Here is a 14,390-nt window from a genome sequence, read left to right as displayed (position 1 = left end):
GTAAAATGAAAATAAGATTACACGATGACGAAGAGTGCAGAACCAATCTGAAGATCGCCTTTATCACCGGATTTCCCCCTTTAGAAAATGAAATGAAGAAATCCGGGGATAACAGCGATCGTAAGATGGTACTGCAATCGTAGTCACACTGTGTAAACTTTGTTAGTTCGTTTTATGAATGTAAAAATATAATTGAACGGTCAAGCCTCGGACAGACATTGTACTGTTACTGAGGTTTGCTCACCATAAGGAGTATGGAGTATTCATGTTAAACGGTAAACAAAAGCGCTTTTTGCGTTCACAAGCACATCATCTGACCCCTGTGTTTCAAATTGGTAAAGGGGGAACGAATGAGCACCTGTTCCGTCATATCGAAGATGCGATTGAGAAGCGTGAATTGATGAAAGTGCAAGTGCTGAACAACAATCTGGATGACAAAAATGAAATCGCGGAAGAAGTTGCCCGTGAAACAGGAAGCGAACTGGTGCAAGTCATCGGTAGCACCATCATCCTGTACAAAGAATCACGTGACAACAAACAAATTGAACTACCTAGGTAAGGGAGAGTGACACGGGTGAAGATCGGCATCATGGGTGGTACGTTTGATCCGATCCACATGGGGCACCTGCTGGCAGCCGAAGCGGCCAGGGATGCATATGCATTGGATGAAATCTGGTTCATGCCTTCCCATGTTCCCCCTCATAAACGCGGAACCGGGGCATCGGGACAGCAACGTCTTGAAATGACGGAAGCGGCTGTGAAAGATGTGCAGCATTACGAAGTGCTTGGCATTGAGATGGAGCTTGGCGGCGTGTCTTATACCATTGATACGATGAAGGAGCTTTGGAACCGTTATCCGGAGCATGAATTTTACTTCATTGTTGGAGCGGATATGGTGAACTATCTTCCCAAGTGGGAACAGATCGAAGATCTCGCCGAACGCTTGATCTTCATCGGTGTGGGACGCCCGGGATTCCAGCTGCATCTGGATGACCTGCCTGACGTATTACAGGATCGGGTACTGTTGGCAGAGATGCCTTTGGTGGACATATCATCCACGGCAGTACGCAGACGTTTCTCCAAAGGGCATTCCGTGCGCTTTATGATTCCTGACGCGGTCCATCAATACATTGTAAGGAGCGGTTTATATGGAACTAAGCCGTGACGAACTGATCCGCGCTGTTTCCGGTCAAATGCCGGAGAAGCGTTGGAAGCATACGCTTGGTGTCATGGAGTCGGCAGTAATGCTGGCTGAAAAATACGGTGCTGACCCTGTAAAAGCGGATCTGGCAGCGATATTGCATGATGTGGCCAAGTATTGGCCTGTATCGGAGATGGAAGCGGTCATCCGTGACAATGGATTGAACGAAGAACTTTTGCAGCATGACAAGCAGCTCTGGCATTCCGAAGTGGGTGCTTTTGTTGCAGAGCGTGACTACGGCATTGATGATGCCGAAATTATTAATGCCATCCGCTGGCATACCTCAGGTCGGGTGGGCATGAGTCTGTTGGATAAAGTGGTATGTCTGGCGGATTATATTGAGCCTGGGAGAGACTTCCCGGGAGTGGATCATATCCGTGAACAGGCTGAGCATAGTCTGGAAGAGGGTTTAATTGCCGGTTTTGACTCGACGATCAGCTTGCTGATCTCGCAGCGCCGTGTCATTTATCCTTTGACCATGTTGTCGCGAAATGACTTGATTGCACAATTATAGATTAAATTATGGAGGTTGGTTCATGACAGTATCATCGAAAGAACTTATGAATATGGCGGTTGCTGCCGCTGACGATAAAAAGGCATCTAACATTGTAGCGCTGGATCTGATTAACATCTCGCTGGTAGCGGATTATTTTGTTATCTGTCACGGGAATTCCGATACACAGGTACAGGCGATTGCAACAGAAATTCGCAAACAGGCACATGCAGCCGGAGTAAACATCAAAGGCATCGAAGGTATGGATTCTGCACGTTGGGTATTGATGGATATGGGTGATGTGGTTGTTCATATCTTCCACCGCGACGAGCGTGAGTATTACAACATTGAACGACTGTGGTCTGATGCCAAAGTGGTGGAAACGGTATGAGTTTGATCGCAGGAACAGTTGTCAATTTGCCGGTTTCACGTGAAGTGTCTCCGTTTGGCTACTTTTTGACGACAGGATCGGAAGATGTACTGCTTCACTATACGGAGCTTACACGGGACGTTAAAATTGGTGAAATGCTGGAGGTCTTTCTGTTCTTTGATACGGAAGATCGTCTCGCGGCAACCATGAAAAAACCATATCTCACACTCGGTGAAATGGGACGACTGGTTGTGGCTGATATTCATCCACGCCTCGGCTGTTTCCTCGAAATGGGGCTTGGACGGCAATTGCTGCTCCCGATTCGTGAATTGCCTGAGTTGGAAGAATTGCGTCCCCATGTGGGGGATGAAGTTTTTGTTATTATGGAGCACGACAAGCAAGGACGTTTGCGGGCAAAATTGGCTGGGGAACGTGAGCTTGCGCCATTGTCTTTCCATGCGCCAACCTCTTGGGTGAACGAATGGGTTGAAGCAACAGTGTACAAGCCACTTCAGATGGGTACTTTTGTACTTGTTGACGGTGGTGTGCTCGGCTTTGGCGCGATCGGCATGATTCATTCCTCGGAGCGAAATCGTATGCTGCGCCTTGGTGAAAAGGTGAAATGCCGGGTAACCATGGTACGTGAAGACGGACGTGTCAATCTGGCGATGTCTCCTCTCAAAGAGGTAGGTCGCAATGAAGATGCGGACAAACTGCTCGCTTTCATGAAAGAGCGCCCTACGGGCGGCATGCCTTATTCGGATGCTACCCCGCCGGACATTATCAAGGAGCGTTTTGGCATCAGTAAATCTGCTTTCAAGCGTGCCTTGGGCAAACTGATGAAGGACGGTCTGGTCACTCAAAAGGAAAACTGGACCTATCTGACAGAGTCTGTACCCCAGGATCAGAACGAGGACAAGTAAGCAAACAGCTATCATGGATCAAGCATGTGCTTGAATCCACACGTAAAGGCAGGGCAAGGCTGGGTGAACTCCGGACGCCCCTGCTTTTTCTTTTGTTCAAATGAGCTTCGAAAATGAAATTGAAAGTGCGGTGCCTGACATGTCTTACCGGAAATTTGCCTATGTGTACGATGAATTAATGGAGGATATGCCTTATCCGGACTGGATAAGGTTTGCGAGAACAGCTTGGGAACGGCATGGCATGCCGAAAAGTGTGGCTGAACTGGGCTGCGGTACGGGTTCAATTACGATCCCCCTGGTCAACTCCGGCTTCGAAGTTACAGGCATTGACCTGTCAGCGGACATGTTGTCTGTTGCACGCAGTAAAATGGAGGCTACACCTCAAGGTCACCGCTTATATCGGGAGGGCAGCGTCCGCTGGGTGCAGCAAGATATGCGGGACTGGAGAGTACCGGAGCCCGTGGACTCGGTGATATCGTTCTGTGATTGCGTGAATTATTTGCTTGAAAAAGAAGATGTTGTCCGTACATTTCAGCGTACTTACGAGATGCTGAAGCCAGATGGGACTTTCCTGTTCGATGTACATCATCCGAATACCCTTATTCGATACGAAGAGGAGCAACCTTTTGTGTTGGATGAACGCTCCGTGTCGTATATTTGGACCTGTGATATGGATCATGATCGGTGTGAGATTGAGCATCATCTGAGTATCTTTTCACGTACGGCTGAGAGCGGCAAGGATATGTACCAGCGGTTTGAAGAGGTTCATGTTCAGCGTGCATACGATCCAGACTGGATGAAGCTGGAGCTCACCAAGGCTGGTTTCAGAGATGTGCGTGTGTATGCTGATTTTGAGTGGAAAGAAGCGGGAGAAGGCGCACAGCGTCTGTTCTATGTAGCTGTGAAATAAGATTATGATGTTGAACTGTCCTTATGATACATAGGGGCAGTTTTGTTACAACAGATAGCAAACGGAAAATAAGAAGGTTATATGAACTCTACTTTGATCTGGCGCTGAGAATCGAGTGGCCTTATTGTCATACGATAACAAGGAACACATTCAGTGGACGATGGATAACCTGGAAGAAGGAATCAAGCGATTCCGGTCGTCTTGAAGTGTATACTCATGCATGGCATTGTTTATAGTCAACAAACAGTGTAATATTGACTTTAATGCTTCTTTTTTATATAATGTTCCCGATCATATCGTATACATATTTCGATGATAAGGATCAGTAGTGAGTCCTGTACATTACAGAGAGCCGGCGGTTGGTGCAAGTCGGTTGACAGTATTTCACGAACTCGCCTTGGAGAAATGCGGTGATTACACCATCTTGCAACCGACGAAGCAACACTCGTGTTCAGGAATGGAAATCCGCATCGGTTAACCGCCGTTACAGGTCCAAAGGGAGTGGATGACGAAGCACGATAAGTCCGCTAACTAGGGTGGTACCACGGGAATTCAACCTCTCGTCCCTAGCGCTGCAAACGCTACGGGATGCTGAGGTTTTTTTGTTGCAATAAATGTGAATAACCAGAGGAGGAACAATAGATGAGCGAGAATCAACAGCCAAAACACGGCTATAAGCCACAAGTTATGGAAAAAAGTTGGCAGCAATACTGGGATGTCAATAAAACGTTTAAAACGGGTGAGGACCCTTCTAAACCGAAGTTTTACGCACTGGATATGTTTCCGTATCCATCCGGCTCAGGCCTGCACGTAGGTCACCCGGAAGGATACACGGCAACGGATATCGTATCCCGTTTCAAACGTATGCGCGGCTTCAATGTACTGCATCCAATGGGTTGGGACGCTTTTGGCCTGCCTGCCGAGCAGCATGCATTGGATACGGGAGAGCATCCGCGTGATATCACCTTCCGCAACATTGATAATTTCCGTCGTCAAATCAAATCACTCGGTTTTTCCTATGACTGGGATCGGGAGATCAGCACAACTGACCCTGAATATTACAAATGGACGCAATGGATCTTTATCCAGCTGTACAATAAAGGCCTGGCTTATGTTGATGAAGTACCTGTGAACTGGTGTGAAGCTTTGGGTACGGTACTGGCGAACGAAGAGGTTATTGACGGCAAGAGTGAGCGTGGTGGACATCCGGTCGTTCGTAAACCGATGCGCCAATGGGTATTGAGAATTACGGAATATGCAGAGCGTTTGCTGGAAGATCTGGAGGAGCTGGATTGGTCAGAGAGCATCAAGGATATGCAGCGCAACTGGATCGGCAAATCGACCGGGGCAGAAGTTACTTTTGCCATTGAGGGTCATGAAGAAGTTATCAAGGTGTTTACGACACGTGCAGATACGTTGTTTGGCGCTAGTTATGCTGTATTGGCACCTGAACATGAGCTGGTGGAAGTCATTACAACCCCAGAACAGCGTGAAGCAATCAAGGCATATCAGGAACAGGCTGCTCGCAAGAGTGATCTGGAACGCACCGACTTGGCTAAAGACAAATCAGGTGTGTTCACAGGAACTTACGCAATCAATCCGGTAAACGGAGCGAAGGTGCCAATCTGGATCGCCGATTATGTTCTGGCTGGTTACGGCACAGGGGCAATCATGGCCGTTCCGGGGCATGACACTCGTGACTGGGAGTTTGCGAAACAGTTTGGTCTGGACATCATCGAGGTTGTACAGGGTGGCGACGTAACCCAAGAAGCTTACTCTGGAGACGGACCGCATGTGAACTCCGATTTCCTGAACGGATTGAACAACGAAGAAGCGATTGCGAAGATGATTGCCTGGTTGGAAGAGAACGGTAAGGGACAAGGCAAAACGACCTATCGTCTGCGTGACTGGTTGTTCAGCCGTCAGCGTTACTGGGGTGAGCCAATCCCGATTCTGCATCTGGAAGACGGAACGATGAAGACGGTGCCGGAAGATCAACTGCCTTTGCTGCTGCCGGATATTGACCAGATCAAACCTTCGGGTACTGGAGAATCACCGCTGGCTAATGTTACAGAATGGGTTAATACCATAGATCCGGAAACAGGAATGAAAGCACGTCGCGAGACGAACACGATGCCACAATGGGCCGGTAGCTGCTGGTATTACCTGCGCTTTATCGATCCACACAATGACAAGGAACTGATCTCTCAGGAGAAACAGCAGCAGTGGCTGCCGGTTGATCTGTACATTGGGGGAGCTGAGCACGCGGTGCTTCACTTGCTGTACGCTCGTTTCTGGCATAAAGTGCTGTATGATCTGGGTGTGGTGCATACCAAAGAGCCATTCCACAAATTGGTCAACCAAGGTATGATCCTGGGAACCAACAACGAGAAAATGAGTAAATCCCGTGGTAATGTTATTAACCCGGATGAGATCGTCAATGAATTTGGTGCAGACACATTGCGTCTGTATGAAATGTTCATGGGGCCTTTGGAGGCTACAAAACCGTGGAACGCTAACGGGGTTGAGGGCATGCACCGCTTCCTGTCACGTGTATGGCGTCTGTTCATCAATGAAGATACAGGTGCAATCAATGACAAGATTACAGCAGATGGTGGTACCGATGAGTTCAAACGGACGGCTCACAAAACCATCAAAAAGGTTACAGAGGATATGGAACATCTGCGTTTCAACACAGCAATCAGCCAGTTGATGATTTTCATCAACGATGCATACAAAGCAGATACGCTGCCACGTGAAGCGATGGAGAACTTTGTACAGTTGCTGTCACCACTGGCACCACATATGGCAGAGGAGCTGTGGAGCCGTCTCGGTCATGAAGGTGGAATCTCTTACGTAGCTTGGCCTGAGTATGATGAGTCCATGACGGTGGATGCCGAAGTGGAGATTGTTGTTCAAGTGAATGGCAAAATTGTAACTCGTGCTACGATCGCGAAGGATCTGGACGCACAGGGCATGCAGGACTTTACAATGGAACTGGCACCTGTGAAACAGGCACTGGAAGGCAAGACCGTTCGCAAGGTCATTGCCGTTCCAGGCAAACTCGTTAATATTGTTGCCGGTTAATCTCACCGGCTTTGAATAGCTCATCCAGCTTCAATAAATCTTCATCATATTTGTCATGAGTCGTCTGGATCAGGCTGTCAAAAACACCATCTAGACTCACCTTCAGCAGGGCAAGTGCCTGTGCGGTGATGCCGCCAGGTACAGCCACGCGAGCCTGAAGTTCTTGCGGGGTATATCCTCCTTCGGTGAGCAGCTTGCCTGTTCCCAGGAGCATCTCGCCAGCAAGAGCGCAGGCATCGGCTCGTTTGATATCTGTAAGCTTGACAGCACTCTCGATCCATTGCTCCAGAAAGAACGATATGAATGCAGGTCCGCAGCTGGAGAAGTCGGATGTGATCCGGGTACAGGCTTCATCCACTTGATAGGGTCTGCCGATATGACTGAGCAGCCCTTCCAGCAAAGCGCGGTCTTCGGTAGTCATTCGCTCACCGTGTATACACAGGGACGCTCCGCTGCCGACCTGGTGCGTAACACTGGGGATAACTTTGGAGACTTTGCAAGGAAGTGAAGATTCCAGATGGCGCAGCTGCACGGGACTGGTGATCGAGACGATTATATGATTGGGATTCACGACAGGCAGGATGTCGTCAATAACATGTTTAAATTCAAGCGGCTTCACGCATAGAAAGACGATATTGCTGCGGATGACGGTTTCCCGGTTGCTCTGTGATTCATGCAGACCAGGGTAACGGAGGGCTAGCTGCCGTACTTTGGAAGGGGTTCGATTGCTGGCGGCAATCTGCCGTGGCTCAAGTGCACCGGATTGAATCAAGGCATAGATCAGCAGGCTACCCATGCTGCCGGTTCCGATAAATCCAACCTTCATTGTTCAGGCCTCCTTTCATGCTTTACGGTAATGGCGCAGTTCTTTCCCTCTAGTGTATGCGTCAGGACCTGCTTGACATGACATGAAAAAAGTACAGCTTGGTTTACCAGGCAAGTCCAACGGTTCGGAAGCACCGCCCGTGTTCAGAATAGATTTATTTTGAAACTAGGGAGAGGTGTGGAAGACATGAGATGGAACAAGGGAATGACCATTGTTGCTGCGGTGGTTGGATGTATATTGATATTATGGTCGGGCAAAAGTGAACAGCCACCTTCTGGCTGGGAACCTATGCAGCTCGCCACCGAGAAGCCGACGATAGAGCAGGAAACCTCTGCTGTACAGTCGGCTACTTTGGTTCAGGAACAAACGAAGGCTCCCGGTGCAGATCAAAGACCTTCAACTACTGAGGCCTCCGCAGAGACGAACCAGATTAATGCCACGACGGAAAAGGTAGCTAATCAGAGCGTTGCAGGCAACAACCAAACGGATGTCTCAATAGATGTGGCAGAAACGAAATCGGATGTACCTGTGGTTTCACCAGACAATAATCAAGCATTGGTCGGCAATGAAGCTGTTGACAATGGTAAAATTGATGTCAATACAGCTCCGGTAGCCAAGCTTATGGACCTCCCTGGAATTGGGGAGAAAAAGGCGCAAGCCATTATTGATTATCGTAATTCGCATGGACCTTTTACCAAAGTCAGCGACCTGACCAAAGTGAAAGGAATCGGAATGAAGATGCTGGAGAAAATGGCTCCTTATGTGCAGATCAGGTAGTAACAATATATTAAATATTACGATATAAGTTGGATTTGATAAGTTGGATTCGAAATGACATTACAGCAATCGAAAGGTTTTCTGTACGCTGAGTGTCTAGATGTCAACTATATGGATTCAACTTGTATCAGACGGGAGGGAAACGGTTATGAGTACAACAGACGTACGCAAAGACTGGGATACGTATTTCATGGACATCGCATATATGGTCTCAACCCGTTCCCGCTGTTCACGCCGTCATGTTGGCGCCGTACTTGTTCAGGGGAAGAAACTGCTTGGAACAGCTTATAATGGTGCGCCCATGGGAGTTCCGGACTGTTCTGAAGCAGGGTGCATGATCTCGGAAGAATATGAGCTGGTAGTGACCGACGGTCAGGAGGAAATGGTCAAAAAGCAACGCTGTATTCGTACCATTCATGCGGAGCAGAACTTGCTTTTGTTCACTGATCGCATTGACCGCGAAGGCTCTTCTGTATATGTTACGGATGAACCTTGCTGGACTTGCTCCAATATGCTCGCGAATAGCGGCATTACAGAAATCGTATTTCATCGCCCATATCCCAAGGATACAGGCAAGGTTACGGACATGATGAAGCAAAAAGGCATTACGTTTCGCCGACTGGAAAATTACCAGCCTCCGCGTGAGACGATGATGACGGTAAGTGACTAGAACACATATAATATCAAATTTGCGGGGAAGAACCTCCGGTTGCTGGAACAGCTGCCGGGGGTTTTTTTGCGTTCATACGCGCAAAAAGAAGGAGGCAAAGAAAATGAAAGGCAGACCTTTGCTGGTATTTACCGTCTGCTGGTTATGCGGTAGCGGGATAGCATGTGCGTTATCAGGGTGGTCCCTGTTCGTAGGAATGATCGGGGCGCTTGTTTGTCTGCCGTTGTTGCTACGAATGATTGATATACGCGGTTGGTCCATCTTGTTACTGATCGGAGCACTCATCGGCGGTGCTGTGCACTGGGAATGGAATGATACACGTAATCGGAGCAGCCTGCCCGAGATCACACATACGGCTGCCGAGAATTTGGATGGTTATGCAGCTACATTTGAAGGAACCCTGATGTCGGATGTACGCATAGATGGGGATCGGGCCGATTTTGAAATGCAGATTACCTCCATGCTCCCGCAATCCGATACAACATCGGCACCAGCGTCGGAAGCGCGAACTGAGCCTAACTTGAGAGAACGTCTAATGGTCCAAGTTCGTCTGGCTGAGGAAAAAGAACAGCAGGTAGCAGCAGGCTGGAAGCGAGGGGATACGATAACGTTGACGGGTGCGCTTGCGCTTCCCGGCGAAGCCAGAAACTTTGGCGGATTTGACTATCAAAATTACTTACGGACTCTTCATATCCATTGGTTGTTTAAAGTGAAGGGTGCCAACTCGGTAACCAACATTCCGCCTGAAGGGCTGGAGAAATTCAATATTCTCCGGTGGAATGACGTGGTCAGATATAAGCTCGGCGCAGCGGTAGAACAGTTATTCCCCGAACCTCATGCAGGCTATATGAAGGGTCTGATAATCGGGATGTCTAAAGATATCGATCCAGATACGTATGGTCAGTTTTCACAGCTTGGTTTAACTCATATCTTGGCGATCTCCGGAACACATGTTGCGGTGTATGTAGCATCGCTGCTGCTCCTTTTATCCTGGCTTAGGTTAACCCGGGAAACATCGTTAACGATTGTGTTGCTGTTAATACCCGCATACGTACTGTTGTCCGGGGGTTCACCGTCGGTGATTCGTGCGGGAATTATGTCGATGATTGGTTTGTATATGGCGCGGCGTGGGCTTGCCAGGGATGGGTTGCAGATGATTAGTGCAGCAGCGTTGTTGATGATGTGGTGGAACCCGTATTTTTTATTAAGCGTGAGTTTCCAGCTATCCTTTCTGGTAACAGCCGGACTCATGATATATACGCCGCTGATTAATCGACTATTTAGCAGTTGGCCCAAAGGCCTTGCAGCAACAGCTTCCGTGACGGTAACAGCACAGTTGATTTCTTTTCCGGTAACGATTCTGTATTTCAACCAGTTTTCACTGCTGTCATTTGTTGCAAACTTCCTGCTAGTCTCCTTGATTAGCGCGATTGTGCTTCCGCTTGGAACGGTCGCCCTGATTTTATCGCTTCTTTGGATGCCTCTGGCTAAACCGTTGGCGTGGATTGCTATTTTGCTGAACAAAATGACCTTTGCAAGTACGGAGTGGATGAACAGCTTGCCTGGCTTTGTGCTGATCTGGGCTACACCTTCGTTGCTCTGGATTGCAGCATATTATGCCGTTCTCTATACGCTTTTGCGTACCCTTTATCGTGGCCCGGGTGAACAGCCTATTGCCCAGGGCACAGAAGAGGACACGGCTCCTCTGGTTCATCGGCATGCTGGAGGATCGTCCAGAGCGGCTCTGGGGCTATCTGCGTTGTCTAACGTATCATCACAAGGATTAAATAAAGGTGGACATGAAGCTAATCATGGTTCAATGACCATATTAAGTGCAAGCATTGCCTGGCCGGAATATAGCAGTGCATTTGCTGCACGTGGGGCGGGTTTTTACTCTGGTGAACGGATGAACATCTTCCACAAATGGATGTGTGCCCTGTTGGCCATTAGCTTTGTAGCTGGACTATGGTGGGCATACCAGACGCCCCAGCCTGCGGGTGCGGGAGTGGTGCAATTTTTGGATATTGGACAAGGCGACAGCACACTAATTACAACTCCCGGAGGTAAACATATTTTGGTCGATGGCGGGGGCACGGTCCAGTTTGGAAAGTCCGAACAATCCTGGAAGACACGGCGTGATCCATATGAAGTAGGGGCCAAGGTGGTAGTTCCTTTATTGAAAAAACGGGGCATTCATCGGCTGGACGCCGTAATCGTAACCCATGCTGATCAGGATCATGCCGGGGGATTACAGGCAGTGCTCGAACAGATTCCGGTGAAACGATTCATGTTCAATGGAACAACCAGCGGTACAGCCAATTTTGAGAAATTGTTGGATACAGTTATCGAGAAGAAGATTCCGTTATATGCCATTCGCCAAGGGATGTCCTACGCGCCGGATGGAGAGACCAGATTACATTTTATATATCCGGATCTGGAGAAAACGATGGATACAAGAGAAAGATTGCCCGTCTCGGAACATCAGAATCATGATTCGGTTGTCTTTATGCTAGAAATGGCAGGCGCCTCCCTATTGTTCACAGGAGACATGGATGCTGCAGCCGAGCAGGATCTGCTCTATATGATTCAGGATGGATCGCTCGCAGCCTCATTTGGACAGCAGGGTGCAAATGCTGCATTAGCAGATGTTTCTGTTCAGGAGATGTTTACACGTCAGGCGGGGGAAAATCATGAGGATGCTCCGGTCACCATTGATTTGTTAAAAGTTGCACATCACGGGAGCAAAACTTCTTCTACCGAAGCTTGGTTACAGTACTGGAATGCATCGGCTTCCGTGATATCTGCAGGAGCCAACAATACATATGGACATCCCAATCCTGGAGTGCTTGAACGTCTTGTAGATTCGGGTACAGACATCTATCGTACAGACCAGATGGGGGAGATTCAGATGAGGATTAAAGACGGGGAGATTGATGTGCGTTATAAATTGGTTCCAAACAGCCCATAATGAAATTTTTCATCGTGCAGGATAATGGTTATTTTTACCGAATAATAGTTAGGCTCGGTTTTGATTAGAGCAGAGATACCTAGTGATCGTAGCAACATACATAATAAGAAGGGATCAAAAAAATGGAACTTGTAGAATTCACTCAACGCAACAACAACGCAACACAGAAGAGTAGAGCTAGATGGATCAAAAGGACAATAGCATTATGGATGGGACTTTTAGTTATCGGATTGATAGCCGGTCAGTCCCCTGTGGTTGCGGCATCCAGCTCCAACAGCTCAATCTCTTCCGTGCTGGATCGTAATGACTATTTACTTGATAATGGTACAATTTGGTCCAAAGGGATCACCAGTGGAGTATGGACACAAAGTCGAGATTTGATCGGTATCTCAAAAGCTGACACTCACTCAGTCTTTGGGTGGACTGCTAATGGACAAGTCTATCGCTGGGATAAGGACAACGCGGATAAGCCAGATGTTTATCAATACAATGGAATCGTGAAGGTATATGGGCATGGTCTGGTTCTTCTTCAGGATGGAACACTTCATACTAAAGGGGAACAGATTAAAGGTCTGGATTCCATTATTGATGTTGGCCCATATGATGAGGAATATGCTTATAGCGCATTATCCTCGTCAGGAGACGTTTATTATGCCGACTATCGAAACAAAGTGCGCAAAGCAGACAAGGTACCTGATGGTAAAGCTATCGCAATGAACAGCGCATACGCAGCAGTATTAAAGAACGATGGTTCTGTAGTTATTGTAAGTGTGATGTACGAGGACGAACAGGTGACTATTGCTAGTGACGTCCAATCCATGATCTGGTGGGGAAGAACACATAAGCTGCTCACGGTGAAGAATGATGGAACCGTATGGAGTTATGATCGAACCGCTAAATACAAGTCGGAACAATTGCCAGGATTAACTAATGTGAATCGGCTTATACATTCGTATGATCTGGATGAACTATATGCACAATTACAAGACGGATCTTGGGTCATTTATGACAATGGGAAAATTACTCCACTCGTAGCTCCTTCTTTAAATAAAGTAACGTTGATTGCATCTTCCAAAGAAGCATTTATTGGAGATAAAATCACACTTACTGTTCAGGAGAACTACAGCAATGGGTTCAAAATTAAGCGTATACCTTTGCCAGAAGAAATTATAGTAGAGCAACCTCAAGTTGCACAAATTGAAGGAGAAGGCAAACTAAAGGTTAGCGGAATGGGAACAACCCAAGTAACTTTAAAGATAGGTGATCTGACTTCGAGCATTCAACTGAACGTTAAATCAGAGCAAAAGCTTACAGGCGCTGCATTGTTAGACGGAACTGTATATTTACCAGTGCAGTCTGTTTTTAAAACAATGGGAGCCAAAGTTGATGTTAAAGGTTCATCTTTTGAGATTCAATTCGGAAATGAAAAAATTACTTTGCAAAAAGGAAGTGCAATTGCACATTTTAACAACAAGGAAATCAAGATGAAAGGAAAAGTGCAATCCCTCGATGGACAAACGGTATTCCCTGCACATCTGTTAAGCCAGATTGCAGGTATTCAAGTTCGATGGGACGCAGAGTTTAAACAGGCAAAAGTGCTGGTTGGAAAGTCATCCATCCTTGTTGAATCGAAGGATACCCTTGCTTTGATCAAGAAAAAAGAACTGGGTAGCCTTAGTAAATTGATTGGCAAGTCTTATTGGATCAATGATTATACGGATCTTGGACAACGTTTCAGCAGAGTGACCATAACAGATATTAAGATTGAGATGTCTGACTCTGGAGATAAGAGTTATTCCGTTGTGTTCCGTAATGCAAAAGGAAAAACGGTTGTTGCTTATGCAGGAGGGACTGCATCTAAGGTCACGGGTATGCTGTCAGATACCAATCAATTCTTTGCATACGATCCTTATCAGAAATACAAATGGTCTCAATCCACGTGGAATAAGATTATCGCTGGGGAAGTGGACTTGGGGATGAATATAACACAGGCTCGTTTCGCCTGGGGAGATCCAACAAGTATAACCCAAGAGATGAGTTCAAAGGGTAAAATTGAAGTGTGGGTATATAGCAGTTCAGCAGGTATACGTGCTTTAGGTTTTGTTGGCGGAAATCTGATTGTCATTTATTAATTGTATGTATGAAGAGTATCATCTACTCTTAGA

At 47.3% G+C, this 14,390-nt stretch carries 13 protein-coding genes and 1 other annotated feature; of the genes, 12 read left to right on the top strand and 1 reads right to left on the bottom strand.

Annotated features, from left to right (window positions below; translation table 11 throughout):
• Nucleotides 1–5 precede the first annotated feature (5 nt).
• The 8 genes from QP794_RS16850 to leuS all read left to right on the top strand — a co-directional run bounded on the left by QP794_RS16850 (nucleotide 6) and on the right by leuS (nucleotide 6,984).
• Entirely contained in the window at nucleotides 6–143 is a 138-nt protein-coding gene (locus tag QP794_RS16850; protein ID WP_285078153.1) for a hypothetical protein, read from the top strand.
• Between the two features lie 122 nt (nucleotides 144–265).
• Nucleotides 266–559, top strand: coding sequence for a ribosome assembly RNA-binding protein YhbY (yhbY, locus tag QP794_RS16845; RefSeq protein ID WP_024628520.1), 294 nt, complete (start codon nucleotides 266–268; stop codon nucleotides 557–559).
• 15 nt (nucleotides 560–574) lie between these two features.
• Nucleotides 575–1,165 carry a nicotinate-nucleotide adenylyltransferase gene (locus QP794_RS16840; RefSeq protein ID WP_285078152.1) on the top strand — a complete coding sequence of 197 codons (591 nt, stop codon included), beginning with the start codon at nucleotides 575–577 and terminating at the stop codon, nucleotides 1,163–1,165.
• A complete protein-coding gene (gene yqeK, locus QP794_RS16835) occupies nucleotides 1,149–1,715 on the top strand; it encodes a bis(5'-nucleosyl)-tetraphosphatase (symmetrical) YqeK (RefSeq protein ID WP_285078151.1) in 567 nt (188 codons plus the stop codon). Before QP794_RS16840 ends, yqeK begins: the two co-directional genes overlap by 17 nt.
• 22 nt (nucleotides 1,716–1,737) lie before the next feature.
• Nucleotides 1,738–2,085 (top strand): ribosome silencing factor, encoded by a 348-nt coding sequence (gene rsfS / locus QP794_RS16830; protein WP_024628517.1) that lies wholly within the window; start codon nucleotides 1,738–1,740, stop codon nucleotides 2,083–2,085.
• A complete protein-coding gene (locus QP794_RS16825) occupies nucleotides 2,082–2,987 on the top strand; it encodes a CvfB family protein (protein WP_285078150.1) in 906 nt (301 codons plus the stop codon). The genes rsfS and QP794_RS16825 overlap by 4 nt, the downstream gene beginning before the upstream one ends.
• A 139-nt stretch (nucleotides 2,988–3,126) precedes the next feature.
• Nucleotides 3,127–3,897 (top strand): class I SAM-dependent DNA methyltransferase, encoded by a 771-nt coding sequence (locus QP794_RS16820; RefSeq protein ID WP_285078149.1) that lies wholly within the window; start codon nucleotides 3,127–3,129, stop codon nucleotides 3,895–3,897.
• A gap of 303 nt (nucleotides 3,898–4,200) precedes the next feature.
• Nucleotides 4,201–4,468 (top strand) — a binding site (T-box leader).
• Nucleotides 4,469–4,539: 71 nt separating this feature from the next.
• Complete coding sequence (gene leuS, locus QP794_RS16815; protein WP_285078148.1) at nucleotides 4,540–6,984, top strand: leucine--tRNA ligase; 2,445 nt, start codon at nucleotides 4,540–4,542, stop codon at nucleotides 6,982–6,984.
• Here leuS and comER read toward each other — a convergent pair.
• Nucleotides 6,965–7,810, bottom strand: a complete 846-nt coding sequence (gene comER / locus QP794_RS16810) for a late competence protein ComER (protein ID WP_024628513.1) — start codon at nucleotides 7,808–7,810, stop codon at nucleotides 6,965–6,967. The two genes, leuS and comER, sit on opposite strands and share 20 nt — an antisense overlap.
• A 186-nt stretch (nucleotides 7,811–7,996) precedes the next feature.
• Between comER and QP794_RS16805 the strand changes: the two genes are divergently transcribed.
• From QP794_RS16805 to QP794_RS16790, 4 genes are all read left to right on the top strand, one after another.
• Nucleotides 7,997–8,587 carry a ComEA family DNA-binding protein gene (locus QP794_RS16805; protein WP_285078147.1) on the top strand — a complete coding sequence of 197 codons (591 nt, stop codon included), beginning with the start codon at nucleotides 7,997–7,999 and terminating at the stop codon, nucleotides 8,585–8,587.
• Nucleotides 8,588–8,735: 148 nt separating this feature from the next.
• Nucleotides 8,736–9,257, top strand: a complete 522-nt coding sequence (locus tag QP794_RS16800) for a deoxycytidylate deaminase (protein WP_024628511.1) — start codon at nucleotides 8,736–8,738, stop codon at nucleotides 9,255–9,257.
• 103 nt (nucleotides 9,258–9,360) lie between these two features.
• Nucleotides 9,361–12,225: a ComEC/Rec2 family competence protein gene (locus QP794_RS16795; RefSeq protein ID WP_285078146.1), complete on the top strand. Its 2,865-nt coding sequence runs from the start codon at nucleotides 9,361–9,363 to the stop codon at nucleotides 12,223–12,225.
• Nucleotides 12,226–12,347: 122 nt separating this feature from the next.
• Entirely contained in the window at nucleotides 12,348–14,357 is a 2,010-nt protein-coding gene (locus QP794_RS16790) for a copper amine oxidase N-terminal domain-containing protein (protein WP_285078145.1), read from the top strand.
• Nucleotides 14,358–14,390 lie beyond the last annotated feature (33 nt).

This window comes from Paenibacillus sp. UMB7766-LJ446 (assembly GCF_030226665.1).
Classification (GTDB): Bacteria; Bacillota; Bacilli; order Paenibacillales; family Paenibacillaceae; genus Paenibacillus; species Paenibacillus vandeheii.
Note: the sequence above shows the minus strand (reverse complement) of the source record. Positions and strands in the feature narration are given on the sequence as shown.

Bases quoted from the DNA above. Each gene is read 5' to 3' on its own strand.
- QP794_RS16790 (WP_285078145.1), top strand. From the start codon at position 12,348: ATGGAACTTGTAGAATTCACTCAACGCAACAACAACGCAACACAGAAG.
- leuS (WP_285078148.1), top strand. From the start codon at position 4,540: ATGAGCGAGAATCAACAGCCAAAACACGGCTATAAGCCACAAGTTATG.
- QP794_RS16850 (WP_285078153.1), top strand. From the start codon at position 6: ATGAAAATAAGATTACACGATGACGAAGAGTGCAGAACCAATCTGAAG.
- QP794_RS16795 (WP_285078146.1), top strand. From the start codon at position 9,361: ATGAAAGGCAGACCTTTGCTGGTATTTACCGTCTGCTGGTTATGCGGT.
- QP794_RS16820 (WP_285078149.1), top strand. From the start codon at position 3,127: ATGTCTTACCGGAAATTTGCCTATGTGTACGATGAATTAATGGAGGAT.
- yhbY (WP_024628520.1), top strand. From the start codon at position 266: ATGTTAAACGGTAAACAAAAGCGCTTTTTGCGTTCACAAGCACATCAT.
- comER (WP_024628513.1), bottom strand. From the start codon at position 7,810: ATGAAGGTTGGATTTATCGGAACCGGCAGCATGGGTAGCCTGCTGATC.
- QP794_RS16805 (WP_285078147.1), top strand. From the start codon at position 7,997: ATGAGATGGAACAAGGGAATGACCATTGTTGCTGCGGTGGTTGGATGT.
- yqeK (WP_285078151.1), top strand. From the start codon at position 1,149: ATGGAACTAAGCCGTGACGAACTGATCCGCGCTGTTTCCGGTCAAATG.
- QP794_RS16825 (WP_285078150.1), top strand. From the start codon at position 2,082: ATGAGTTTGATCGCAGGAACAGTTGTCAATTTGCCGGTTTCACGTGAA.
- rsfS (WP_024628517.1), top strand. From the start codon at position 1,738: ATGACAGTATCATCGAAAGAACTTATGAATATGGCGGTTGCTGCCGCT.
- QP794_RS16800 (WP_024628511.1), top strand. From the start codon at position 8,736: ATGAGTACAACAGACGTACGCAAAGACTGGGATACGTATTTCATGGAC.